22 protein-coding genes are annotated in these 22,441 nt (G+C 66.1%); all 22 read left to right on the plus strand.

The window, feature by feature from the left end; genetic code table 11:
• Positions 1–77 precede the first annotated feature (77 nt).
• The 22 genes from Q0996_RS11435 (at position 78) to sucD (ending at position 22,429) form a co-directional block, all read left to right on the plus strand.
• A complete protein-coding gene (locus Q0996_RS11435; RefSeq protein WP_299619270.1) occupies positions 78–1,040 on the plus strand; it encodes a carbohydrate ABC transporter permease in 963 nt (320 codons plus the stop codon).
• Positions 1,037–1,987, plus strand: coding sequence for a carbohydrate ABC transporter permease (locus tag Q0996_RS11440; protein ID WP_299619273.1), 951 nt, complete (start codon positions 1,037–1,039; stop codon positions 1,985–1,987). Before Q0996_RS11435 ends, Q0996_RS11440 begins: the two co-directional genes overlap by 4 nt.
• Entirely contained in the window at positions 1,984–2,196 is a 213-nt protein-coding gene (locus tag Q0996_RS11445; protein WP_299619276.1) for a hypothetical protein, read from the plus strand. Before Q0996_RS11440 ends, Q0996_RS11445 begins: the two co-directional genes overlap by 4 nt.
• Positions 2,197–2,205: 9 nt before the next feature.
• The gene (locus tag Q0996_RS11450) at positions 2,206–3,303 is read left to right on the plus strand and encodes an ABC transporter ATP-binding protein (protein WP_299619279.1); all 1,098 of its coding nucleotides are present in this window, start codon (positions 2,206–2,208) and stop codon (positions 3,301–3,303) included.
• Complete coding sequence (locus Q0996_RS11455; RefSeq protein WP_299619282.1) at positions 3,296–4,318, plus strand: ABC transporter ATP-binding protein; 1,023 nt, start codon at positions 3,296–3,298, stop codon at positions 4,316–4,318. Before Q0996_RS11450 ends, Q0996_RS11455 begins: the two co-directional genes overlap by 8 nt.
• 19 nt (positions 4,319–4,337) lie before the next feature.
• The gene (gene dhaL / locus Q0996_RS11460) at positions 4,338–4,964 is read left to right on the plus strand and encodes a dihydroxyacetone kinase subunit DhaL (protein ID WP_299619285.1); all 627 of its coding nucleotides are present in this window, start codon (positions 4,338–4,340) and stop codon (positions 4,962–4,964) included.
• Positions 4,961–5,356, plus strand: coding sequence for a dihydroxyacetone kinase phosphoryl donor subunit DhaM (gene dhaM / locus Q0996_RS11465; protein ID WP_299619288.1), 396 nt, complete (start codon positions 4,961–4,963; stop codon positions 5,354–5,356). Before dhaL ends, dhaM begins: the two co-directional genes overlap by 4 nt.
• A gap of 43 nt (positions 5,357–5,399) precedes the next feature.
• Positions 5,400–5,693, plus strand: coding sequence for an HPr family phosphocarrier protein (locus Q0996_RS11470; RefSeq protein ID WP_299619291.1), 294 nt, complete (start codon positions 5,400–5,402; stop codon positions 5,691–5,693).
• The gene (gene ptsP, locus Q0996_RS11475) at positions 5,686–7,335 is read left to right on the plus strand and encodes a phosphoenolpyruvate--protein phosphotransferase (RefSeq protein WP_299619294.1); all 1,650 of its coding nucleotides are present in this window, start codon (positions 5,686–5,688) and stop codon (positions 7,333–7,335) included. The genes Q0996_RS11470 and ptsP overlap by 8 nt, the downstream gene beginning before the upstream one ends.
• Complete coding sequence (locus Q0996_RS11480) at positions 7,322–7,747, plus strand: hypothetical protein (protein WP_299619297.1); 426 nt, start codon at positions 7,322–7,324, stop codon at positions 7,745–7,747. The genes ptsP and Q0996_RS11480 overlap by 14 nt, the downstream gene beginning before the upstream one ends.
• Before the next feature lie 54 nt (positions 7,748–7,801).
• On the plus strand, positions 7,802–8,791 hold the full coding sequence (gene dhaK, locus Q0996_RS11485; protein ID WP_299619300.1) for a dihydroxyacetone kinase subunit DhaK: 990 nt from the start codon (positions 7,802–7,804) through the stop codon (positions 8,789–8,791).
• A gap of 191 nt (positions 8,792–8,982) precedes the next feature.
• Positions 8,983–9,672 carry a GntR family transcriptional regulator gene (locus tag Q0996_RS11490; protein WP_299619303.1) on the plus strand — a complete coding sequence of 230 codons (690 nt, stop codon included), beginning with the start codon at positions 8,983–8,985 and terminating at the stop codon, positions 9,670–9,672.
• A 66-nt stretch (positions 9,673–9,738) separates the two neighbouring features.
• Positions 9,739–11,484, plus strand: a complete 1,746-nt coding sequence (gene oxc, locus Q0996_RS11495; protein ID WP_299619306.1) for an oxalyl-CoA decarboxylase — start codon at positions 9,739–9,741, stop codon at positions 11,482–11,484.
• A gap of 42 nt (positions 11,485–11,526) precedes the next feature.
• The gene (gene frc / locus Q0996_RS11500; RefSeq protein WP_299619309.1) at positions 11,527–12,804 is read left to right on the plus strand and encodes a formyl-CoA transferase; all 1,278 of its coding nucleotides are present in this window, start codon (positions 11,527–11,529) and stop codon (positions 12,802–12,804) included.
• 115 nt (positions 12,805–12,919) lie between these two features.
• A complete protein-coding gene (locus Q0996_RS11505) occupies positions 12,920–13,834 on the plus strand; it encodes a methionyl-tRNA formyltransferase (RefSeq protein WP_299619312.1) in 915 nt (304 codons plus the stop codon).
• 79 nt (positions 13,835–13,913) lie between these two features.
• On the plus strand, positions 13,914–15,587 hold the full coding sequence (locus Q0996_RS11510; protein ID WP_322096692.1) for a formate--tetrahydrofolate ligase: 1,674 nt from the start codon (positions 13,914–13,916) through the stop codon (positions 15,585–15,587).
• A gap of 37 nt (positions 15,588–15,624) precedes the next feature.
• Positions 15,625–16,485 (plus strand): universal stress protein, encoded by an 861-nt coding sequence (locus Q0996_RS11515; RefSeq protein ID WP_299619317.1) that lies wholly within the window; start codon positions 15,625–15,627, stop codon positions 16,483–16,485.
• 571 nt (positions 16,486–17,056) lie between these two features.
• Positions 17,057–17,998 carry a tripartite tricarboxylate transporter substrate binding protein gene (locus Q0996_RS11520; RefSeq protein ID WP_299619320.1) on the plus strand — a complete coding sequence of 314 codons (942 nt, stop codon included), beginning with the start codon at positions 17,057–17,059 and terminating at the stop codon, positions 17,996–17,998.
• Positions 17,999–18,050: 52 nt separating this feature from the next.
• Positions 18,051–18,548, plus strand: a complete 498-nt coding sequence (locus Q0996_RS11525) for a tripartite tricarboxylate transporter TctB family protein (RefSeq protein ID WP_299619323.1) — start codon at positions 18,051–18,053, stop codon at positions 18,546–18,548.
• Positions 18,549–18,646: 98 nt separating this feature from the next.
• Positions 18,647–20,164, plus strand: coding sequence for a tripartite tricarboxylate transporter permease (locus Q0996_RS11530; protein ID WP_299619325.1), 1,518 nt, complete (start codon positions 18,647–18,649; stop codon positions 20,162–20,164).
• 214 nt (positions 20,165–20,378) lie between these two features.
• Positions 20,379–21,554, plus strand: a complete 1,176-nt coding sequence (sucC, locus tag Q0996_RS11535; protein ID WP_299619328.1) for an ADP-forming succinate--CoA ligase subunit beta — start codon at positions 20,379–20,381, stop codon at positions 21,552–21,554.
• Positions 21,554–22,429: a succinate--CoA ligase subunit alpha gene (gene sucD / locus Q0996_RS11540; RefSeq protein WP_299619331.1), complete on the plus strand. Its 876-nt coding sequence runs from the start codon at positions 21,554–21,556 to the stop codon at positions 22,427–22,429. The genes sucC and sucD overlap by 1 nt, the downstream gene beginning before the upstream one ends.
• The last annotated feature ends 12 nt before the right edge of the window (positions 22,430–22,441 follow it).

The raw sequence follows: 22,441 nt of genomic DNA on the forward strand, positions 1-22,441 counted from the left end.
ATTGTGCCGAGCCCCGGCCCCTGCGCAGTCATGCGGGGGCCGGGGCCGGTGCGGCCCCTTGTGCTGACAGAACTCCGATGACCGAGACCTCGCCCATCCAGCGTGTCGCCGATTCCGTGGCGCTCTCGACGCCGCCGCGGATGGCCGGCCAGATCCGCGGCCTCTCCGACCGCGCCATCGCCTGGCTCTTCGTGACGCCGACGATCCTGTTGCTACTGGCGATCAACATCTTCCCGCTGGTGTGGACGATCTATCTCTCCTTCACCAACTACAAGGCCAACCGGCTGAACCGCGAAGTGAAGTGGATCGGACTCAAGAATTATGAGCGGGTGCTGACCGATTCCGATATCTGGCACACCCTACAGGTGACCGCGCACTTCGTCTGCTGGACCATGTTCTTCCAGGTGATCCTCGGTTTCGGCCTGGCCTGGCTGATCAACAAGCAGTTCCGCGGCCATTCCTTCTGGACCACCCTGATCCTGCTGCCGATGATGCTCTCGCCCGCGGTGGTGGGGAACTTCTGGACCTTCCTCTATCAGCCGCAGATCGGCCTCTTCAACTACGTGGTCGGCTTCTTCGCCGGGGTCGATCCCTCGTCCTTCCAGATGATCGGCGAGGTCAATCTGGCGCCCTGGGCCATCATCATCGTCGACACCTGGATGTGGACGCCCTACGTGATGCTGATCTGCCTCGCCGGGCTGCGGTCGATACCCGATTACATCTACGAGGCCGCGGAGGTCGACCGCGCCTCCAAGTGGCGGCAGTTCTGGTCCATCACCGTGCCGATGGTGCTGCCGTTCCTGATGCTGGCGGTGCTGTTCCGGGTGATCGAGAACTTCAAGATGTTCGACCTGGTGGTGGAACTCACCTCCGGTGGACCGGGTTCCGTCACCGAACTGGCCTCCATCAACCTCAAGCGCGAGGCTTTTGAGAAGTGGCGCACCGGCTACTCCTCGGCCTTCGCCATCATCCTTTTCGTCACGGTCTTCGGCGTCGCCAACATCTACGTGAAGGCCCTCAACAAGGTGAAGCAGCGATGAGTGCGAGCACAGCCAACTCGGTGGTCGAGCCGAAGCCCTGGGCGCGCCGTCTCGCCGGTGCCGCCGTGGTGCTCTACGCGCTGATCACCATCGTGCCGCTGATCTGGATCTTCCTGACCGGCTTCAAGACACCGCCGGATTCCATCTCCTATCCGCCGAAGGTGATCTTCGAGCCGTCGCTGGAAGGCTATGTGAACCTCTTCACCACGCGCACTCGCCAGACCGCCGAGTACATGGCCTCCCTGCCGCCGCCGGAGAACTGGGTGGAGCGCCTGGTGCGCGACCGCAACATGGTGATCGCCGGGCCGTCGAAGTTCGGCGAGCGCTTCCTCAACTCCATCATCATCGGTTTCGGCTCGACCTTCCTCTCGGTCTTCCTGGGAACGCTCGCGGCCTATGCATTTTCGCGCTTCAAGGTGCCGCTGAAGGACGACCTCATGTTCTTCATCCTGAGCACCCGGATGATGCCGCCCATCGCGGTGGCCATTCCCATTTTCCTGATGTATCGCACCCTCGGCCTCTCGGACACGCATCTCGGCATGATCCTGCTCTACACCGCGGTGAACATCTCGCTCGCCGTCTGGCTGCTGAAGGGCTTCATCGACGAGATCCCGAAGGAGTACGAGGAGGCGGCGCTGATCGACGGCTACACCCGCCTGCAGGCCTTTGTGAAGGTGGTGCTGCCTCAGGCCGCCACCGGCATCGCCGCCACCGCCATCTTCTGCCTGATCTTCGCCTGGAACGAATATGCCTTCGCGCTGCTGCTGACCTCCGGCACGGCCCAGACGGCGCCGCCCTTCATCCCGACCATCATCGGCGAGGGCGGGCTGGACTGGCCGGCGGTGGCCGCCGGGGCGACTCTGTTCCTCATCCCCATCGTCGTCTTCACCATCCTGCTGCGCAAACACCTGCTGCGCGGGATTACTTTCGGGGCGGTCCGGAAATGAGCACCAACGGCAAATCCGACACGCCCTCGCTGCTGACCCGCTTCCTGCGCCTGCGCCGCGGGCCCTGGGAGAACCTGGCGACGGTGATCATCGCCGTGGGCACCTTCATGCTGATGCAGCCCTTTTTCCTGGAGCTCTTCACCTATTCCTTCGTGACCATCCTGACCGGCACGGTGATGTTCATCATCGTCAGCCACTTCCCGGAGTGAGGTGGGACGATGGCTGAAATCCGCGTGGAGAACCTGCTCAAGACCTTCGGCGACTTCGTCGCCGTCGCGGGCTCTTCCTTTACCGTGGCCGACGGGGACTTCTTCGTCATGCTGGGGCCCTCGGGCTGCGGCAAGACCACGACCTTGAGAATGATCGCCGGGCTGGAGCTGCCTACCTCCGGCGCCATCTACCTCGACGGCGAGGACGTCACCTTCAACCGCGCCTCCCAGCGCGACATCGCCTTCGTCTTCCAGCTCTTCGCGCTCTATCCCCATATGAACGTGCGCAAGAACATCGGCTTTCCGCTGAAGTGCATCGGCCGGCCGCGCGGCGAGATCCGCGAGCGGGTGGAGGAGACGGCACGGCTGCTGCGCATCGACCATCTGCTGAACAAGCCGGTCTCCGGCCTTGCCGGCGGCGACCGCCAGCGGGTCGCGCTGGGCCGCGCCATCGTGCGCCGCCCCAAAGCTTTTCTGATGGACGAGCCGCTGGGCACCCTGGATGCCGAGTTCCGCAACCTGATGTGCGAGGAACTGCGCTCGCTCCACGACCGCATCGAGGCAACCACGGTCTATGTGACCCATGATCAGCTCGAGGCCATGTCCATGGCTGACAAGATCGCGGTCATGAACCTGGGCTTTATCGAGCAGTTCGGTACGCCACAGGAGATCTACGACCGCCCGGCCACCATGTTCGTGGCCGACTTCATCGGCTCCCCGCCGATGAACTTCCTGCGGTTCCAGGGGGCGCTCAGCCCGGGGGCGACCGCGGTGCGCATGAACGGCGCCGAGATCGCCGTGCCCGAACTGCGCGAGGCGCGGGCGGAGGGCGAACTGGCCCTCGGCGTGCGCCCGGAGCACATCCGCTTCGACGCGGACTCCGCGCTGCGCGGCAAGGTCTTCGAAACCGAATACCTGGGCACCAATCAGATCGTCACCGTGGAGACTGACCACGGCATGATCAAGGCGCGGATGCGCAACGACAGCCGCATCGTGGCGGGGGAGACCATCGGCCTGTCCTTCCTGTCGGAGCGGCTCTCCCTCTTCGAGGCGACAGACGGCCGCGCCATCAAGACGGCGCTCTTCGACGGAGGGCGCCATGGCTGAGGTGCGGCTGAGCGGTATCACCAAGCGCTTCGGCGAGATCACCGCCGTCGATGCCATGGATCTCACGGTGGCCGACGGCGAGTTCGTCGTGCTGCTGGGGCCCACGGGGGCGGGCAAGACGACGACCCTGCGCCTGGTTGCCGGGCTCGAGAAGGCCGACGCTGGCAGCGTGCACATCGCCGGCCAGGACGTCACGGCGGCCTCGCCGACGGTGCGCGACGTCAGCTTCGTGTTCCAGCAGTACTCCCTCTATCCGCACCTCACGGTCTACGACAATCTGGCTTTCCCCCTGCGCTCCCCGGTGCGGCGCACGCCGGAGCCGGAGATCCGCCAGCGGGTGACCGCCATTGCCGAGATGCTGCGCATCCCCCACAAGCTGGAGAACAAGGCAACCCAGCTTTCCGGCGGCGAGATGCAGCGGGTGGCCATCGGCCGCGCCCTGGTACGGGCGCCGCAGATCTATCTGATGGACGAACCGCTGTCCTCCCTGGACGCCAAGCTGCGCGCGGAGATGCGCATCGAACTGAAGCGCATCCAGAAGGAACTGGGCGCGACCCTGCTCTACGTGACCCACGATCAGATCGAGGCCATGACCATGGCCAACCGCATCGGCGTCATCGACCAGGGCCGGCTGATCCAGGTGGGAGCGCCGCGGGAGATCTATGAGGATCCCGGCAATGTCTACGTGGCGACGCGCCTCGGCCAGCCGGCCATCAACCTCATTCCCCGGGACCTGATCCCGGCGGGCAGCCTGCCGGCGGGAACCGAGACCATCGGCGCGCGCACCGAGCACATCCGCATCCAAAAGGTGAGTGCGGAACGGGCCCAGGGAACCGTGCAGTGGATCGAACACCTGGGGGACCAGAATCACCTGCACGTCACCGTCGGTGAGCGCAAGATCACGACGCTGGTGGAACCGGACACCGAACTGGCGGTGCACGATCAGGTCTCCCTGGAGTTGATCGACCCGCTCTGTTTCGACGGCGCCGGCGAGCGCGTGAGGGCCAGCGGATGAGACCCTGGATGAGGATCAAATGCTGAGTGACAGAGAAAGCCGCCGCGCCCTGATCGCGACCGTGGCACAGGCGGTCATCGACCACGCCGACGAACTGACGGCCCTGGATCAGGCCATCGGCGACGGCGACCACGGCATCAACATGAAGCGCGGTGCCGAGGCGGTGCTGGCCGACCTCGACAGCCTGGCCGACAAGACCCTTCCGGAGGGCCTGAAGGGCATCGGCATGGCGCTGGTGATGAAGGTGGGCGGCGCCTCCGGTCCGCTCTACGGCACCTTTCTGATGTCCCTCGGCAAGGCGCTGCCGGAGGAGGGGGGCGCTGAGGACTTGGTGGCGGCCTTCGACGCGGCCCTGCAGGCGGTGATGGCGCGCGGCAAGTCCCATCCCGGCCAGAAGACCATGCTGGATGTCTTGGCGCCGGCCCTGGAATGCCTCAAAGCCGATCCCAGGGCCCCGGCCGCGCTCTCTGCGGCGGCCGGCGCGGCGGCGGAGGCGACCATCCCCATGCAGGCCGAGCGGGGGCGCGCCTCTTTTCTGGGCGAACGCTCCATCGGCCACATGGACCCGGGCGCCCGCTCTTCGGCGCTGATCATCGACACGGTATGCAAGACCCTCGAAGCGACCGGGGAGGCGGCGGGGACATGAGCAAGGAAAACGTTGGCATCGTCATCGTCTCCCACTCCTCCGACGTGGCGCGGGGGACGGCGGACATGGTGCGCCAGATGGTGGGTGACGAGGTGCCGCTGGCCTGGTGCGGGGGCGATCCCGATGGCGGCCTCGGGACCTCCGTCGAAACCATCCTCGGTGCCATCGATCAGGCCTGGTCCCAGGCCGGGGTGGCGATCCTGGTGGACCTCGGCGGGGCGGAGACCAACAGCGAGATGGCCATCGAGATGCAGCCCGAGGAGCGGCGTTCGCGGATCGCGATCTGCAACGCGCCCATCGTCGAGGGGGCGGTGATGGCGGCGACCGAGGCCTCCGGCGGCGCATCGCTGGACATTGTCCGGCAGACCGCCGAAGAGCTGTCGCCGGGCTGACCGGCAGGCGCTGCGAAGCAGGGTGAGACGTACGGCAAGAGAGATGGCAGAAGCTTCAGTCCTCATGACCCATGCGGTCGGCCTTCATGCGCGCCCCTCGGTCAAGCTGACCAAGCTGGCCAAGACCTTTGGCTGCACGGTGGAGCTGGCCATTTCAAACGAGGGGCCCTGGATCGACGCCAAGAGCATCGTCAAGGTCATGGGCACCAAGGCGCCGAAGGACACCGTGCTGTTTTTCCGCGCGTCGGGTGACGACGAGGACGCGGCCCTGACGGCCCTGGTCGAGCTGGTCGAGCGGGACTTCGACGAGGGCTCGGAGGAAGCGGCCAATGCCTGAGCCGGCCCCCTGTTCGGTTCAGGGCCGGCCGGCGGCGCCCGGACTGGCCCAGGGGCCGCTGGTGCTGCTGGACGAGACGGTGGCGGTTTCGGGACCGGCGGCGGGGCCCGACGAAGAGGCAACCCGCCTGACCCGCGCCATCGGCGCGGCGGTTGAGGACCTGACCCGGCTCATGACGGGTCTGGATGCCGAGAGCGCCGGGATCGTCGAATTCCAGATCGCCATGCTGGAGGACGAGGCGCTGAGCGCGCCGGCCCTGGCCGGCATCGCCGAAGGGCAGGGGGCGGCCCGGGCCTGGCAGGCGGTGCTGGACGAGCAGATCGCCGACTATGCCGCGGCCGACGACGAGTACTTCCGGGCCCGGGCCAGCGACCTGACCGATCTGCGCGACCGCGTGCTGCGCAATCTGGGTGGCGGCGGCGCGACGGCGGCGGCGGTTGCCGGGGCCATCCTCACCGGCACCGACGTGACCCCGACCCGCTTTCTGGAGATGGACTGGAGCGACGGCGGCGGCGTCGCCCTGCGCAAGGGTAGCCCCACCAGCCACGTCGCCATGCTGGCCCGGGCGCGCGGCGTGCCCATGGTGGTGGGCCTCGGCGACATCGATCTCTCGGCCCACCGCGAGGCGCTGCTGGACGGTGAGAGCGGGGCCTTGATCCTCAGTCCCGATGCGGAGGAACGCCGCCGCTTCGCCGAACAGCAGGCCGCGTTTGACGCCGCGCGCCGCGCGGCGGAGCCCTTCCGGGACAAGCCGGGCCTGACCCGCGACGGTCAGCGCATCGCCGTGCTGATCAACGTCGCCGATCCCGTCGAACTGGAGGCCCTGGACCCGGCGCTCTGCGACGGTATCGGCCTGGTGCGCACCGAGCTGCTGTTCCACGGCGATGACGGGCTGCCGGACGAAGAGCGACAATACGCCGTCTATCGGCGCATCCTCGAGTGGGCCGGGGAACGGCCGGTCACCATCCGCACCCTCGATGCCGGGGGCGACAAGCCCATCGCCGGTCTGACGGCGGAGGGCGAGTCGAATCCCTTTTTGGGGCTGCGCGGCCTGCGGCTGTCACTGGCCCGGCCGGAGGTCTTTCGCGTTCAGCTCCGCGCCCTGGCCCGGGCCGCCTGTCATGGCCAGTTGAAGGTCATGCTGCCCATGGTGACGCGGCCCGAGGAGCTGCAGGCGGCCAGGCGGCTGTTCCAGGAAGTCCTCGAAGAGCTGCGCGCCGAGGGTGTCGACTGCACCGCCGCGCCGCTCGGCATCATGGTGGAGGTGCCTGCCGTCGCCATTACGCCGGAGCTTTTCGCCGGGGCGGACTTCTTTTCCATCGGCTCCAACGATCTGACCCAGTACGTCACCGCGGCGGGCCGCGACATCGCCGCGGTGGCCGAGCTCGGCGACACGGCCAACCCGGCGGTGCTGAAGCTGATCCGCTCCTGCGTCGAGGGCGCCCGGGCCCTCGGCATCGAGGTCAGTCTCTGCGGCGATGCCGGCGGCGAGCCGGCCCTCATTCCGGACCTTCTGGACTGCGGCTTGCGCTCGCTCTCGGTGGCGCCGGCCGCGCTGGGGCGGACCAAGGCGGCCATCGCCGAGGTCGACCTCGCTGGGCGGGCCGAAAATGGTTCGGAGGGGCGGCATGGCCAAGCCTGAAGCGTTCGCCTCGGAAGATGCGGTCACCGAATACAAGGCCGTGCTGCGGACGGTCCTCGACCAGCGCCCCTCGGGCACCCGCCAGCGGCTGGCCACCGCCCTCGGCAAGAACCGCAGCTTCATCTCGCAGATCTCCAATCCGGCCTATTCAGTGCCGATTCCGGCCCGCCACCTGGATGTGATCTTCGAGATCTGCCATTTCTCCGTGGACGAGCGTCAGGCCTTTCTGTCGGCCTATGGCCGGGCCCATCCGCGGCGGCTGAACCTGATCAAGGACGGGGCGCCGACCCGCGAGCACCGCATCCGCCTGCCGGACCTTGGCGATGAAGCGCGCAATCGCGAGCTGGAGCGGGTGGTCGACGAGTTCATTCAAAAGGTGACGCGGCTCTTCGAGCAGACCTGGAGCCGCTGAGGACGCAATCGAAGCGGGGGCCGATGAGCACCCCGGTCAGTTGAGGGGAAGGCGATGAAAAAGCTGATCAATGCCACGGAAACCGTTCTCACCGAGAGCCTGGATGGCTTCGTCTCGGCCCACGGCGATATTGTCGCGCTGGGCGATGAGCACAAGTTCGTCCGCCGTGTCTCCCCGAAACCCGGCAAGGTGGCCCTGATCTCCGGCGGCGGTTCCGGCCACGAGCCGCTGCATGCCGGTTTCGTTGGCCACGGCATGCTGGACGCGGCCTGTCCCGGCCAGGTCTTCACCTCGCCGACTCCGGACCAGATGCTGGCTGCCGCCGAGGCGGTGGATGGCGGCGCCGGGTCCCTGTTCATCGTCAAGAACTACGAAGGCGACGTCATGAACTTCGAGATGGCCGCCGAGATGGCGGGCGGCGAGGTCATGACGGTGCTGACCGACGACGACGTGGCGGTGGAGACCTCGACCTTCTCCACCGGCCGCCGCGGGGTGGCGGGCACGCTCCTGGTCGAGAAGGTGCTGGGGGCGGCGGCCGAGGAGGGCACCGATCTCGCGGCGCTGAAGGCCCTCGGCGACCGGGCCAACGGTCTCACCCGCTCCATGGGCGTGGCGCTCACCAGTTGCACGGTGCCGGCGGCCGGGACGCCCACCTTCGAACTGGGCGAGAACGAGATGGAAATGGGCGTCGGCATTCACGGCGAGCCGGGCCGCCGCCGGGTGCCCCTGGCCGAGGCCAGCGACATCGCCGAGGAGATGGTCGCCGCCATCACCTCGGACCTCGGCGACAAGGCGCGCGGCGAGGCCTTCGTGCTGCTCAACGGCTTCGGCGGCACGCCGCTGATGGAGCTCTATCTGATGTTCAATGCCGCGCAGCAGCTTCTCGGCCGCCGCGGCGTCACCGTGTCGCGCTCTCTGGTTGGCAATTACGTCACCTCCCTGGAGATGGCCGGCTGCTCGCTCACGGTGACCATGCTGGATGACGAACTGCGGCGCCTCTGGGACGCGCCGGTGCATACTCCCGCCCTCAGGTGGGGAATGTAAAAGACGTTTTTTCAATAGGTTCTGCGCGGTTCCTCGTGTGATCTCTGGGGATGGCTGAGCCGCTCTAGCGCTTGTCCACAGGGATTTCCTGTTGTCGGCAGGTGGTATCTGGACTATTGTATACCAAGAACCAGGCCCTTGGTTTCAGGGGTCTGGATCGGTCCGATCCACGCTAGCGAACGACCCTGCCGATGCTGTCGCACAAGCTCGAAGTCAAGCCCATCGAGACCTCCTTCAGCCTGAAGGAGCACATCTACGAGACCCTGCGCGACGGCATCACCTCGATGAACATCTACGCCGAGGACGCGCAGCTCAAGCTGGACGAACGCCAGCTTTCGGAGCAGCTCGGTATCAGCCGCACGCCGATCCGCGAGGCGCTGGCGCGCCTGGAGCAGGAGGGGCTGGTCACGGTGATCCCGCGCCGCGGGGTCTTCATCGTGCGCAAGACCCGCAAGGAGATCCTGGAGATGATCACCGTCTGGGCGGCGCTGGAGAGCATGGCCGCCCGCCTGATCATCCAGACCGCCTCCGACGAGGCGATCGCCTCCCTGCGCAAGATCTTCACCTCCTTCGAGAACGGCCAGGTGCAGGCGCGCATCGACGAGTATTCCGACCGTAACATCGACTTTCACCAGACCATCCTGGAGCTCAGCGGCTGCGCCCTCCTGAAGGAGACGGCCGACCGGCTGTTCGTCCACATGAAGGGCATCCGCGCCCGCACCATCGCCGAGCAGGACCGGGCCAAGCGCTCGATCATCGACCACCTGCACATCATCGAGGCGCTGGAAGCCCGGGATACCGAACTGGCGGAGCGGCTGGTGCGCGAACACACCTTGAATCTCGCTGCGCATATCGAAGCGCACGTCGACTATCTCGATTGACCACAACAATTTGCCCAGGGCGTAGCAACGGCCCGGACGGCCAAGGGTTTTCAGGGAGCGAACGGAATGTCAGCAAGCGTACAGAGCATCGATGCCACTGTCAGTGAAGCCGAGGCGCCGGAGGCGCTGACCGACGGTTTTCATCTCGTCATCGACGCCCTCAAGCTCAACGGCATCGAGACGATCTACAACGTACCGGGGATCCCGATCACGGACCTGGGCCGCTACATGCAGGCCGAGGGCATGCGGGTGCTGTCCTTCCGGCACGAGCAGCACGCCGGCTATGCCGCCGCCATCGCCGGCTTCCTGACCAAGAAGCCCGGCGTCTGCATGACGGTCTCCGCGCCCGGCTTTCTCAACGGCCTGACGGCGCTCGCCCACGCCACCACCAACTGTTTTCCGATGATCCTGATCAGCGGCTCCTCCGAGCGGGAGATCGTCGACCTGCAGCAGGGCGACTATGAGGAGATGGACCAGCTCGCTATCGCCAAGCCGCTCTGCAAGGCCGCGTACCGTGTACTCCACGCCGAGGACATCGGCATCGGCATCGCGCGGGCGATCCGTTCGGCGCTCTCCGGGCGGCCCGGCGGCGTCTATCTGGACTTGCCGGCGCAGCTTCTGGGCCAGACCATGGAGGCCGCGGCCGGTGCGAAGTCGCTGGTCAAGGTGGTCGATGCGGCGCCGCGCCAATTGCCGGCGCCGGAGGCGGTCCAGCGTGCACTGGAGGTCCTGAAGGGCGCCGAGCGCCCCCTGATCATCCTCGGCAAGGGCGCCGCCTATGCCCAGGCCGACGATGAGATCCGGGCGCTCGTGGAGAAGAGCGGCTTTCCCTATCTGCCCATGAGCATGGCCAAGGGACTGCTGCCCGACACGCACCCGCAGTCGGCGGGCCCGGCACGCTCCCTCGTGCTGAAGGAGGCCGACGTCGTGCTGATGATCGGGGCGCGGCTCAACTGGCTGCTCTCCCACGGCAAGGGCAAGTCCTGGGGAACCGCGCCCAAGAAATTCGTGCAGATCGACATCGAGCCCAAGGAGATGGACAGCAACGTCGAGATCGCGGCACCCTTGGTGGGCGATATCGGCTCCTGCGTCTCAGCGCTGCTGGAGGGCATGGGCGACGGCTGGGCCCCGCCGCCGGCGGTCTGGACCGAGGCGGTCCGGGCGAAAAAGGAAACCAACGTCGAGCGCATGGCACCCAAGCTGCGCAACAACAACGTGCCGATGGACTATCACGGGGCGCTGGGGGTGCTGCGCACCATCATCGCCGAGCGTCCGGACGCCATTCTCGTGAACGAGGGCGCCAACACCCTCGATTTCGCGCGCAGCATCATCGACATGTACAAGCCGCGCAAGCGCCTGGATGTCGGCACCTGGGGCATCATGGGGATCGGCATGGGCCAGGCCATCGCCGCGGCGGTGGAGACCGGGCACCCGGTGCTGGCGGTCGAGGGCGACAGCGCCTTCGGGTTTTCCGGCATGGAGATTGAGACGATCTGCCGCTACAACCTGCCGATCTGCGTGGTGGTCTTCAACAACGGCGGCATCTACCGGGGAACCGACGTGAACCCCACCGACGGGCCCGACGTGGCGACCACCGTCTTCGTCAAGAACGCCCGCTACGACAAGATGATGGAGGCCTTCGGCGGCGCCGGCTACCACGTGACCTCACCCGACGAACTGCGCCGCGCGGTGGAAGCGGCCATGGCCTCCGGCAGGCCGGCGCTGGTGAACGCGGTGATCGACGAGAAGGCCGGCACCGAGAGCGGGCGCATCGGCAATCTCAATCCGCAGAGCGTGGTTGCCAAGAAGTAATCCCGCGCCCGAGAAACAACGCTTCAAGAACAGGAGCCCGCAATGAAAGCCCTCGAAGGGGTCCGCATCCTTGATTTCACCCACGTGCAGTCCGGCCCGACCTGCACGCAGCTCTTGGCCTGGTTCGGCGCCGACGTCATCAAGGTCGAGCGGCCCGGCGTGGGCGATGCCACCCGCGGCCAGCTGCGCGATATCCCCGATGTCGACAGCCTCTATTTCACCATGCTGAACTCCAACAAGCGCTCCATCACGCTCAACACCAAGAGCGAGAAGGGCAAGGAGATCCTGGAGAAGCTGGTGAAGTCCTGCGACGTGCTGGTGGAGAATTTCGCCCCCGGCGCGCTGGACCGCATGGGTTTTGGCTGGGATCAGGTGCAGCAGATCAACCCGCTCATGATCTATGCCTCGGTGAAGGGCTTCGGCCCCGGCCCCTACGAAGACTGCAAGGTCTATGAGAACGTCGCCCAGTGCACCGGCGGGGCGGCCTCCACCACCGGCTTTCTGGACGGCCCACCGACGGTGACCGGCGCCCAGATCGGCGATTCCGGCACCGGCCTGCACCTGGCCCTCGGTATCGTCACGGCGCTCTTCCAGCGCGAGACGACCGGCAAGGGCCAGCGGGTGCTGGCGGCCATGCAGGACGGTGTGCTCAACCTCTGCCGGGTGAAGCTGCGCGACCAGCAGCGCCTGCAGCATGGCCCCCTGAAGGAGTACAGCCAGTTCGGCCAGGGCATCCCCTTCGGCGAGGCGACGCCCCGGGCCGGCAACGATTCCGGCGGCGGCCAGCCGGGCTGGATCGTCAAGTGCAAGGGCTGGGAAACCGATCCCGACGCCTACGTCTACTTCATCACCCAGGCCGCGGTCTGGGGCAGCATCTGCGATCTGATCGGCAAGCCCGAGTGGAAGGACGATCCCGGCTACGCCAAGCCGGAGGCCCGCCTCGACAAGATCCCGCAGATCTTCGATACCATCGAGCAGTGGACCAAGACCAAGACCAAGCTCGAGGTCATGGAGGCCTGCAATCCGCTGAACATCCCCTGCGGACCGATCCTCTCCATGAAGGAACTCTCCGAGGAACCGAGCCTGCGGGCCACCGGCACCGTCGTCGAGGTGGATCATCCGACGCGCGGCAAGTACCTCACGGTGGGCAACCCGATCAAGCTTTCGGACTCGCCCTCGGAGGTGTCGCGCTCGCCGCTGCTGGGCGAGCACACCAGCGAAATCCTCACCCAGGTCCTCGGGCTGTCGGAGGACGAGGTTCAGGAAACCTGGGCCAGCGGCGCCCTGGGCGAGATGCCGGAACAGGCCGCCGCGGAGTGAGCGAAGGCCGCTGAATGAACGAAGATTGTCGCCGCCGGATCAGCGAATCCGGTGGGATTGGGTGTTGATCGGGCGGGCCTGAAGGGCACCGCGAAACACGGGGGAAAATGCAGGAATGCGGATCGTCGTCCATGGCCAGCAGGCCTTTGGCAAGGCTGTGCTCGAAAAGCTGCTGGAGCGCGGAGAAAACGTCGTCGGGGTCTTTTGCGCCCCCGACAAGGAGGGCCGGCCCACCGACCCCCTGAAGGAACTGGCGCTCGAAAAGGGGCTGCCGCTGCACCAGCCGGGCTCCTGGAAGACGCCGGAGGCCGAAGAACTGATGCGCTCCTTCAGCCCCGATCTCTGTGTCATGGCCTACGTGACCCTCTTCGTGCCGCAGCCCGTGCTCGACGTGCCGGAGAAGGGGACCATCCAGTATCACCCCTCGCTGCTGCCCTTGCATCGCGGGCCCAGCTCCATCAACTGGCCGATCATCGTGGGGCGCAAGGAGACGGGGCTCACCATCTTCTGGCCCGACGAGGGGCTGGACGAGGGCCCGGTGCTGCTGCAGAAGACGGTGGCGATCGAACCCGACGACACCCTGGGCTCGGTCTATTTCAACAAGCTCTTCCCCCTGGGCGTCGAGGCCATGATCGAGTCGGTGGACCTGGTGCGCGACGGCAAGGCCCCCTCCATCCAGCAGGATCACAGCCAGGCCACCTACGAAAGCTGGTGCCGCAAGGCCGATGCCGAGATCGACTGGTCGAAGCCGGCGGATGAGGTCTACAACCTGATCCGCGGCACCAATCCCCAGCCCGGCGCCTGGACCACCTGGAACGGCAACGAGGTGAAGATCTTCGACAGCCGCAAGGTGGAGGGCGAGGGCGATCCCGGCAGCGTCATCGCCGCCGACGGGGACAGCTTCACCGTGGCTGCCGGAGGCGGGGCGATCCGCATCGAACGGGTGCGCCCTCACGACGACAAGAAGATCTCGGCCGGCGACTTCGCCCAGAGGGCCGGCCTCGGCGTGGGTGCAAAGCTCGGAAGCTGAACGAAGACAACGAACGCGGCCGGCTTCCGGTTCGGGGGCACGGCCAACAGCAATCTCTCAAGACGGGGTGATGCCCACTATGTCCAAGTCCGATATCGAAATTGCCCGCGAAGCCACCTTGAAACCGATCACCGAGATCGGTGCCAAGCTCGACATGCCCGCCGAGGCCCTGATGCAGTACGGGCCCAGCAAGGCCAAGGTGAGCTTCGACTATCTCGACTCCGTCAAATCCAATCCCGACGGCAAGCTGATCCTGGTGACCGCCATCTCGCCGACCCCGGCGGGCGAGGGCAAGACGACCACCACCGTCGGTCTGGGCGACGGCCTGAACCGCATCGGCAAGAAGGCGATGATCTGCCTGCGCGAGCCCTCTCTTGGCCCCTGCTTCGGCATGAAGGGCGGCGCGGCCGGCGGCGGCTATGCCCAGGTGGTGCCGATGGAGGACATCAACCTGCACTTCACCGGCGACTTCCATGCCATCACCTCGGCGCACAACCTGCTCTCGGCCCTGATCGACAATCACATCTATTGGGGCAACGCCCTGGGCATCGACGAGCGGCGGGTGTCCTGGCGCCGGGTGCTGGACATGAACGACCGCGCCCTGCGCGACACCGTGACCTCGCTGGGCGGCGTGGCCAACGGCTTTCCGCGCCAGACCGGCTTCGACATCACCGTGGCCTCGGAGGTCATGGCGATCTTCTGCCTGGCCGACGGCCTGGACGACCTGCAAAAGCGCCTCGGCGACATCGTGGTGGCCTACACCCGCGAGCGCGCGCCGATCTACGCCCGCGACCTGAAGGCGGAAGGGCCGATGACCGTGCTGCTGAAGGACGCGCTGATGCCGAACTTCGTGCAGACCCTGGAGAACAACCCCGCCTTCATCCACGGCGGCCCCTTCGCCAACATCGCCCATGGCTGCAACTCGGTTTCCGCCACCAAGTCGGCCCTTAAGCTGGCCGACTACGTGGTGACCGAGGCCGGCTTCGGCGCCGACCTGGGTGCCGAGAAGTTCTTCGACATCAAGTGCCGCAAGGCCGGGCTCAATCCCGAAGCCGTCGTCATCGTCGCCACGGTGCGGGCGCTGAAGATGCACGGCGGGGTCGCCAAGGACGCCCTCGGCGAGGAGAACGTCGAGGCGCTGAAGAAGGGCCTGGAAAACCTCGGCCGCCACATCGCCAACATCGCCAAGTTCGGTGTTCCGGCGGTGGTCGGCATCAACCGCTTCATCAAGGACACCGAAGCGGAACTGGCGGCGATCCAGGAGTTCACCCAGAGCCTCGGCGTCGACGCGGTGGTCTGCGAGCACTGGGGCAAGGGCTCGGCAGGCACCGAGGAACTGGCCAACAAGGTGGTGGGGATCATCGACAGCGGCAAGGCCAGCTTCAAGCCGCTCTACGAAGACGAGATGCCGCTGTTCACCAAGATCAACACCATCGCGCAGCAGATTTACGGCGCCGACGAGGCGATTGCCGACAAGAAGGTGCGCGACCAACTGAAGCAGTGGGAGGATGCCGGCTACGGCAACCTGCCGGTCTGCATGGCCAAGACCCAGTACAGCTTTTCCACCGATCCCAATCTGCGCGGCGCGCCGACCGGCCACGCGGTGCCGGTGCGCGAGGTGCGGCTCTCCGCCGGGGCCGGGTTCATCGTCGCCATCTGCGGCGAGATCATGACCATGCCGGGGCTGCCCCGGGTGCCGGCGGCCAACTCCATCCACCTGGACGATGCCGGCCTGATCCAGGGTCTGTTCTGATCCCGGCTGGCTGAGCGGGCGAGGGGAGAGGCAAGCGATGACCCTGCGCACGATCCTGGTTCCAGTCCGTGGCGACGGCAAGGGCGAGGGGGTACTGGACCATGCACTCGCTCTGGCCCGCCGCCACTGCTCCCACCTCGAGGTCCTGCACTGCCGGCCGCGGCCGGAGGACCTCATCCCTTACGGCATCTTCGTGCCGGCCAGCCTGCGCAAGGAAATCGTCGCCTCGGCGGGCAACCTGGCCAACGAGGAAGAGGGCAAGGTCCGCGATCTCTTCGACCGCTATTGCGAAGAGCGGGAGATCCCCGAGATCGATGCCGCGCCCTGGCCGCGGGACCGTGTCTCGGCGACCTGGCGCGAAGAGACCGGCAAGCAGGCCCAGGTTATCGGCCTGCGCGGGCGGCTCGCCGATCTCATCGCGGTGGCCAAACCCGACCGCGCGCAAAACCTCGGGCTCAATACCCTGGAGGCGGCGCTGCTGGAGACCGGCAAGCTGGTCCTGATGTGCCCGCCGGCCCCCGTCGAGACGCTGGGCGCGAAGCTGGCTTTCGCCTGGAACGGCAGCGGCGAGGCGGCGCGCGCCATGACCGCCGCGCTGCCGCTCCTGGCAAAAGCCGATTCGCTGACCATCCTGACGGGGGAGGGGGCCGATCTTCCGGTCTCTGCCGATGAGGCCAAAGCCTATCTGGCGGTGCACGAGATCGACTGTGAGATCAGCACCTTCAAAGCCGCACCCACCGCTGTGGGCCAGGCGCTCCTGGCCGGCGCCAGGCAGGCGGGGGCCGACAGCCTGCTTATGGGAGCTTACGGACAGAGCCGGCAGCGGGAACTGGTGATGGGCGGGGTCACCCAGTACGTCATCGACCATGCCGACATGCCGGTCTTTCTGATGCACTAGGGGCTCCCTTGCGGTGCGCGGCGGGATTGACGGCAGAACCGCGCAACGCAGAGGGCGTTTTCGTGTGGTGACGCTAAAGTTGCAATGGCCGGGGGCTCGGTCTCGTGACTCTGGCGGCCTGGAATGCGGGTGCAGGGTGTCAGACGCATGCCGGGCTCAGCGGTTTTGCGCCTGCAAAATGCATAGGGACGCGCCGGAAGGGCGCTTTTCGCGAATAGTTCCGGTCAATGGGCGAAATCTCTGAAAACAGAAGAATTATTGATCAGGGATTTCTTGGACCGACCAGTCATCTGTCAATGTTGCAGCGCAATATTGATGGTGGACTGTCATTTCTTTGCGAAGAACAGTGGACCTCGCGACGCGATCGCGGTATTTTGTATACCACATGCCATGGCAAATGATCGATTGTCATGGAAAGACAAGAAAAAGAACGGGATACGCTGTCAAGCTGACTTTGTGCTGGGTTTTCAACCTTATGGGGAATACCCTTCACGCCTATCCAGAAATCCGGGAGGTTAGGACTATGAGAGTATCCAGAAGAGTGCTCTTGGGTTGCGCCGTTGTCGCAGGCATGAGCGCAGGGCTCACCTCGATGCTGAGCACGGCGGCTGTGGCCTGGGAGCCGAAGAAGCCCATCGAGTTCGTCATCATGGCGGGCCAGGGCGGCGGCGCCGACAAGATGGCGCGGCTGATGCAGACCGTGGTGGAGAAGAACGGCTGGGCCTCCAAGCCCCTGACGCCGATCAACAAGCCCGGCGGCTCCGGTGCCGAAGCGCTCATTCACCTGAACGGGAAAGCCAAGTCCGATCCCGATCACACCATCATGGTGACGCTGAACAGCTTCTACACGACACCGCTGCGTCAGCCGAACCTGAAGATCGACATCGCGACCTTCACGCCCATCGCCCGCATGGCCGAGGACACCTTCCTGCTGTGGGTCCACAAGGACTCGGGCATCAAGAACGTCGACGACTTCGTCGCCAAGGCCAAGGCGGCCGGCAGCGACTGGATCATGGCCGGCACCGGCAAGCTGCAGGAAGACCAGTTGCTCACCGACTTCCTCAACGCCTCCTACGGCCTGAACATGAAGTACGTGCCCTACAAGGGCGGCGGCACCGTGGCCAAGCAGCTCGCCGGCAAGCACGCCAACTCGACGGTCAACAATCCTTCCGAACAGGAAGGCTTCTACAAGGCCGGCGATACCGTGCCGCTGGCGGCCTTCACCGACAAGCGCATCAACATCTTCCCCGATGCGCCCACCTTCAAGGAACTCGGCAAAGACTTCGTCTATCTGATGCAGCGCTCCGTGGTCGGCGCGCCGGGCATGAGCGACGAGGCCGCGGCCTACTACCAGGCGCTCTTCCAGAAGGTCTTCGAATCGCCGGAATGGCAGGACTACCGCAACAAGCGGGCCCTGCAAGGCGCATTCCTGTCGGGAAGCGAGTTGAAGGACTACTGGATGGTGGAGCGGGACAACCACCGCGCCATGCTGCAGAAGATGGGTGCCCTCTAAGCCGGCTCCATCGGTTCAACCGCAGCAGCTAGGATAGGGAAGGACCGCCGACATGCGCCGTGCCGAGTTGACGACGGCTATCTTGTTGGCGGTCTTTTCCATCTACCTGATGTGGAAGTCGGCGGAGCTTCCCATCGGCTGGATTCCCGACGAAGGGCCGGGCGGCGGCGCCTTTTCCTTCTGGCTGGCCGCGGTGATGTTGGGCTCCTGCATCTGGATCATCATCAACTGGTTCAGGCGCAGCAGCCCGCCCTCGCAGTCCAGCGAACCCTTCATGGACAGCTTCGCCATCAAGAAGTTCGTCCTGGTCGGCAGCGGCGTGACCGTGATGATCGGCCTGATCCACGTCCTTGGCGTGTTCGGCGCCTTGCCGATCTTCATCATCTACTACGTGCGCTTCCTCGGCCGCCATAGCTGGACGACGACCCTGGCGATCGCCCTGGCGGCGCCGGTGATCGTGTTCTTCTTCTTCGACGTCGCGCTCAGAATCATCATGCCGAAGGGATACCTGGAGTTCCTGTTCCTTCCGCTCTACGACATCTTCCTCTAGGCCCCGGGCGGGCCCGGGGCATTGGCAGGCGCTGCGGCCAAATAGGCCGCGGCATGGGAAAACGACACCGAACCTGAGACAGAGAGCGAACCGCTTCCGTGGAAATCCTGCAGCACCTCTTCGACGGCTTTCTGATCGCCTTTCAGCCCCTCAACATCGGGCTGGTGGTTCTCGGCGTGATCGTCGGCCTCTTCATCGGCGCGATGCCCGGCCTGGGCTCGGTCAACGGCGTGGCGATTCTGGTGCCCATGACCTTCCTGGTTCCGCCGACCGCGGCCATCATCTTCCTGGCGGCGATCTACTACGGGGCCATGTACGGCGGCGCGATCTCTTCGGTAATGCTGGGGATACCCGGCGCCTCGACGGCCGTCGCGACAACCTTCGACGGCCGGCCGCTGGCTCTGAAGGGGCTGGCGGACAAGGCGCTGCTGGGCGCGGCCGTGGCCTCCTTCTTCGGCGGCACGCTCTCGGTCATTCTCTTCACCGGTTTCGCCCCGCCGCTGGCCGACGTCGCCCTCAGCTTCGGCGATCCGGAAATCTTCGCCCTCATGCTGCTGGCTTTCGCGACCTTTGTCGGCCTCGGCGGCGACGACATCCCGAAGACCATCTTCTCCATCGCCATCGGTCTGGTGCTCAGCTCCGTCGGCTTCGACTACATCAGCGGTGAGCCCCGCCTGCTGCTCTTCGGCCTCGACGGCTTCCTGAACCAGATCAACTTCCTGGTCCTGGCCATCGGCATCTACGGGATCGGCGAGATGCTCTGGACCATCGAGGTCAGCCGGGGCGACAGCATGATGTCGAAGGCGGTGATCACCGTTGATCGCATGTGGGGCAATGCCAAGGAGCTGCTCGGCACTTGGAAGGTGGCGGTCACCTCGTCCCTGCTCGGCTTCTTCGTCGGCATCTTGCCTGCCGCGGGAGCCACCCCGGGCTCGCTGATGGCCTACGGCGTCGCCAAGATGACCCACAAGAACAGCGAGAACTTCGGCAAGGGAGAGGTTGCCGGCGTGGTGGCGCCGGAAGCGGCGAACAATGCCGCCTCGACCGGCTCCATGCTGCCCATGCTGACCCTCGGTATTCCTGGCTCGCCGACCACCGCCATCCTGCTCGGCGCGATGGTGATCTGGGGCATCACGCCGGGGCCAACCCTGTTCGTCGACCAGCCGGAGTTGGTCTGGGGCCTGACCGCAAGCCTCTACGTGGCCAACCTCTTCGCGCTTCTGGCCAACGTCTTCATGATTCCGATTTTCCTCTGGGTCCTGCGGATGCCGTTCACGATCCTGGCGCCGGTCATTTTCGTGCTGTCGGTGATCGGCGGCTATGCCGCCACCCTGCGGCTGTTCGACGTTTGGCTGATGCTGATCTTCGGCGTCGGCGGCTATCTGCTGCGCAAACTGGACTATCCCCTGGCGCCTGCGGTTCTGGCCATCGTCCTCGGGCCCATCGCCGAGCCCAAGCTGCGCCAGTCGCTGATCATCTCCGACGGTGACATCTCGATCTTCATCACCCGGCCGATCTCCGGCACCATCACCGTGATCGCGCTCCTGCTGATCCTCCTGCCGCTGTTCAAACTGATCCGCGACCGCCTGCGCCAGAAGGCAAGCAGCACGGCTTGAGCATTTTTTTTAGCTTGCGTCGAAACGGCTCCAGCCCGCACCCCCTCCCGCCTCCTTGGAGGCCGAAACGGAGAAAACCATTGCCGTCTCCAGTCTCGTGGTATACCATATGCCAGAGACTAGGGCTTTGAACCTACAAGAATAACAAACGGTCCTAGTGCTTGGTTTTCCTGAGCAATTGGTTCTTCACCGACTGTTGGGAGGCAGAGCGATCATGAACCTCCATGAATACCAGGCCAAAGCCCTGCTGAGCCGCTACGGCGTTCCCAGCCCCAAAGGCATGCTCGCCGAGAGCGCGGCGGAGGCCGCGGCCGCCACCGGGGCGCTTGGCGGGTCCAGTTGGGCGGTGAAGGCCCAAATCCACGCCGGCCTGCGCGCCGATGCCGGTGGCATCCAGTTGGTCGCCAGCCCCGATGCCGCGGTGAAGACCGCCGAGGGGCTGTTGGGGCGCCGCCTCGTGACGCCCCAGACCGGCGCCAAGGGAAAGCTGGTCCGGGCGGTCTATGTCGAAGAGGCCGTGGGCACGACCCAGGAGCTCTATCTGGCCGTCCTCGTCGACCGCGGCACCGGCGGCGTGGCCCTGATCGCGGCGCGCGAAGGCGGCAACGACATCGAAAGCCGCATGGCTGCTGCGCCGGAGAAGCTGCTGCGGCTGCCCGTCGACCTCGAAGCCGGGCTGGATGAACAGGCGGCCGCGGAGTTGGCCGGGAAACTGGGGCTCGAAGGGGGTCTGGCCGATCAGGCCGTCGCTGTCATGCAGGCGATCTGCAAGGCCTTTGGCGAGCTCGATGCCAGCCTGATCGAGATCAACCCGCTGGCGGTCACCAGCGACGGTGCGCTGACGGCGCTCGACGTGAAGATGGTGCTGGACGACAACGCCCTCTACCGCCACCAGGACCTGGCGGCGCTGCGCGATGTTGAGGAACTGAACCCGACGGAACTGGAGGCCGAGCGTTTCGCCCTGAACTTCGTGCAGCTCGACGGCGACATCGGCGTGATGGTGAACGGCGCCGGTCTCGCCCTGGCGACGGTCGACCTGCTGAAACAACGCGGCGGCGAGCCCGCCGACTTCATGGACATCCGGCCCGAGGCGAGCCGCGCCCAGGTGGCCGAGGGCTTCGGCCTGCTGCTGCGTAACCCGAACGTCAAGGCCATCCTGGTGAACATCTACGGCGGTGGCATCCTGCGCTGCGACACCGTCGCCGAGGGGATCGCCGCGGCCTGCAAGGCCGAGGGTCTGCGGGTGCCGCTGATCGTCCGGGCCGCCGGCACCAACGGCGAACTGGCCCGCAAAATCCTGATGTCGCAAGGCGTTCCTGTCACCTTTGCGGGCTCCATCGGCGAGGCCGCCTCCCTGGTGGTGGCCGCGGCGGGCAAGGAGGCGGCGTAATGGCGATCCTGATCGACGGCGATACCAAGGTCATCTGCCAGGGCTTTACCGGCAAGCAGGCCAGCTATCACATGGAGCGGGCCATCGCCTACGGCACCCAGGTGGTCGGCGGCGTGGTTCCCGGCAAGGGCGGGCGGCGCCATCTGGGCCTGCCGGTCTTCGACAGCGTGGTGGAGGCGGTGACCGAAACCGGTGCCACAGCCTCGGCCGTCTTCGTGCCCCCTGACTCGGCTGCTGACGCGCTGATCGAGGCCATCGACGCGGAGCTGCCGCTGGTGGTCTGCGTTACCGAGCGCATTCCGGTCCTCGACATGGTCCGGGTGAAACAGCGCCTGGCTGGCTCCGAGACACGGCTCATCGGCCCGAACTCCCAGGGCATCCTCAACCCCGGGCGCTGCAAGATCGGGGTGATGCCGGCACATCTGGAACGGCCCGGCGGTGTCGGCGTGGTCTCGCGTTCGGCCTCACTCACCTCGGAAGTCATCGAGCAGATCTCCGAACAGCGCCTCGGCCAGTCAACCTCCATCGGCATCGGCGGCGACCCGGTCCACGGCATGGGCTTTGTCGACTGCCTCGAGCTCTTTTTCGCCGACCCGGACACGGACTGCGTCGTACTGCTCGGCGAGATCGGCGGTGACGATGAGGAACAAGCGGCTGACTATCTGCGCAAGACGAAGCCGTCCAAGCCGGTGATCGGCTACGTCGCGGGGCTCTATGCCCCCACGCAGCGGCGCATGGGCCATGCCGGCACGGTGAACGTCTTCGGCCAGGGGGGTGCCGCCGACAAGATGGAGGCGTTGCGCGGCGCGGGGGTGACGATTGCGGCCTCGGCTGCGGAGATCGGCCAGACCGTGCGCCAGACACTCCGCAGTTGAGAAACAGGAGGC

The sequence above is a fragment of the Pelagibius sp. genome (genome assembly GCF_028289705.1).
Classification (GTDB): Bacteria; Pseudomonadota; Alphaproteobacteria; order Kiloniellales; family Kiloniellaceae; genus Pelagibius.

Coding starts and splice junctions, on each gene's coding strand:
- oxc (WP_299619306.1), top strand. CDS start 9,739: ATGTCAGCAAGCGTACAGAGCATCGATGCCACTGTCAGTGAAGCCGAG.
- dhaM (WP_299619288.1), top strand. CDS start 4,961: ATGAGCAAGGAAAACGTTGGCATCGTCATCGTCTCCCACTCCTCCGAC.
- Q0996_RS11525 (WP_299619323.1), top strand. CDS start 18,051: ATGCGCCGTGCCGAGTTGACGACGGCTATCTTGTTGGCGGTCTTTTCC.
- Q0996_RS11520 (WP_299619320.1), top strand. CDS start 17,057: ATGAGCGCAGGGCTCACCTCGATGCTGAGCACGGCGGCTGTGGCCTGG.
- Q0996_RS11445 (WP_299619276.1), top strand. CDS start 1,984: ATGAGCACCAACGGCAAATCCGACACGCCCTCGCTGCTGACCCGCTTC.
- Q0996_RS11490 (WP_299619303.1), top strand. CDS start 8,983: ATGCTGTCGCACAAGCTCGAAGTCAAGCCCATCGAGACCTCCTTCAGC.
- dhaK (WP_299619300.1), top strand. CDS start 7,802: ATGAAAAAGCTGATCAATGCCACGGAAACCGTTCTCACCGAGAGCCTG.
- Q0996_RS11450 (WP_299619279.1), top strand. CDS start 2,206: ATGGCTGAAATCCGCGTGGAGAACCTGCTCAAGACCTTCGGCGACTTC.
- Q0996_RS11515 (WP_299619317.1), top strand. CDS start 15,625: ATGACCCTGCGCACGATCCTGGTTCCAGTCCGTGGCGACGGCAAGGGC.
- Q0996_RS11510 (WP_322096692.1), top strand. CDS start 13,914: ATGTCCAAGTCCGATATCGAAATTGCCCGCGAAGCCACCTTGAAACCG.
- ptsP (WP_299619294.1), top strand. CDS start 5,686: ATGCCTGAGCCGGCCCCCTGTTCGGTTCAGGGCCGGCCGGCGGCGCCC.
- Q0996_RS11505 (WP_299619312.1), top strand. CDS start 12,920: ATGCGGATCGTCGTCCATGGCCAGCAGGCCTTTGGCAAGGCTGTGCTC.
- Q0996_RS11470 (WP_299619291.1), top strand. CDS start 5,400: ATGGCAGAAGCTTCAGTCCTCATGACCCATGCGGTCGGCCTTCATGCG.
- dhaL (WP_299619285.1), top strand. CDS start 4,338: ATGCTGAGTGACAGAGAAAGCCGCCGCGCCCTGATCGCGACCGTGGCA.
- sucD (WP_299619331.1), top strand. CDS start 21,554: ATGGCGATCCTGATCGACGGCGATACCAAGGTCATCTGCCAGGGCTTT.
- Q0996_RS11455 (WP_299619282.1), top strand. CDS start 3,296: ATGGCTGAGGTGCGGCTGAGCGGTATCACCAAGCGCTTCGGCGAGATC.
- Q0996_RS11440 (WP_299619273.1), top strand. CDS start 1,037: ATGAGTGCGAGCACAGCCAACTCGGTGGTCGAGCCGAAGCCCTGGGCG.
- Q0996_RS11435 (WP_299619270.1), top strand. CDS start 78: ATGACCGAGACCTCGCCCATCCAGCGTGTCGCCGATTCCGTGGCGCTC.
- Q0996_RS11480 (WP_299619297.1), top strand. CDS start 7,322: ATGGCCAAGCCTGAAGCGTTCGCCTCGGAAGATGCGGTCACCGAATAC.
- frc (WP_299619309.1), top strand. CDS start 11,527: ATGAAAGCCCTCGAAGGGGTCCGCATCCTTGATTTCACCCACGTGCAG.
- sucC (WP_299619328.1), top strand. CDS start 20,379: ATGAACCTCCATGAATACCAGGCCAAAGCCCTGCTGAGCCGCTACGGC.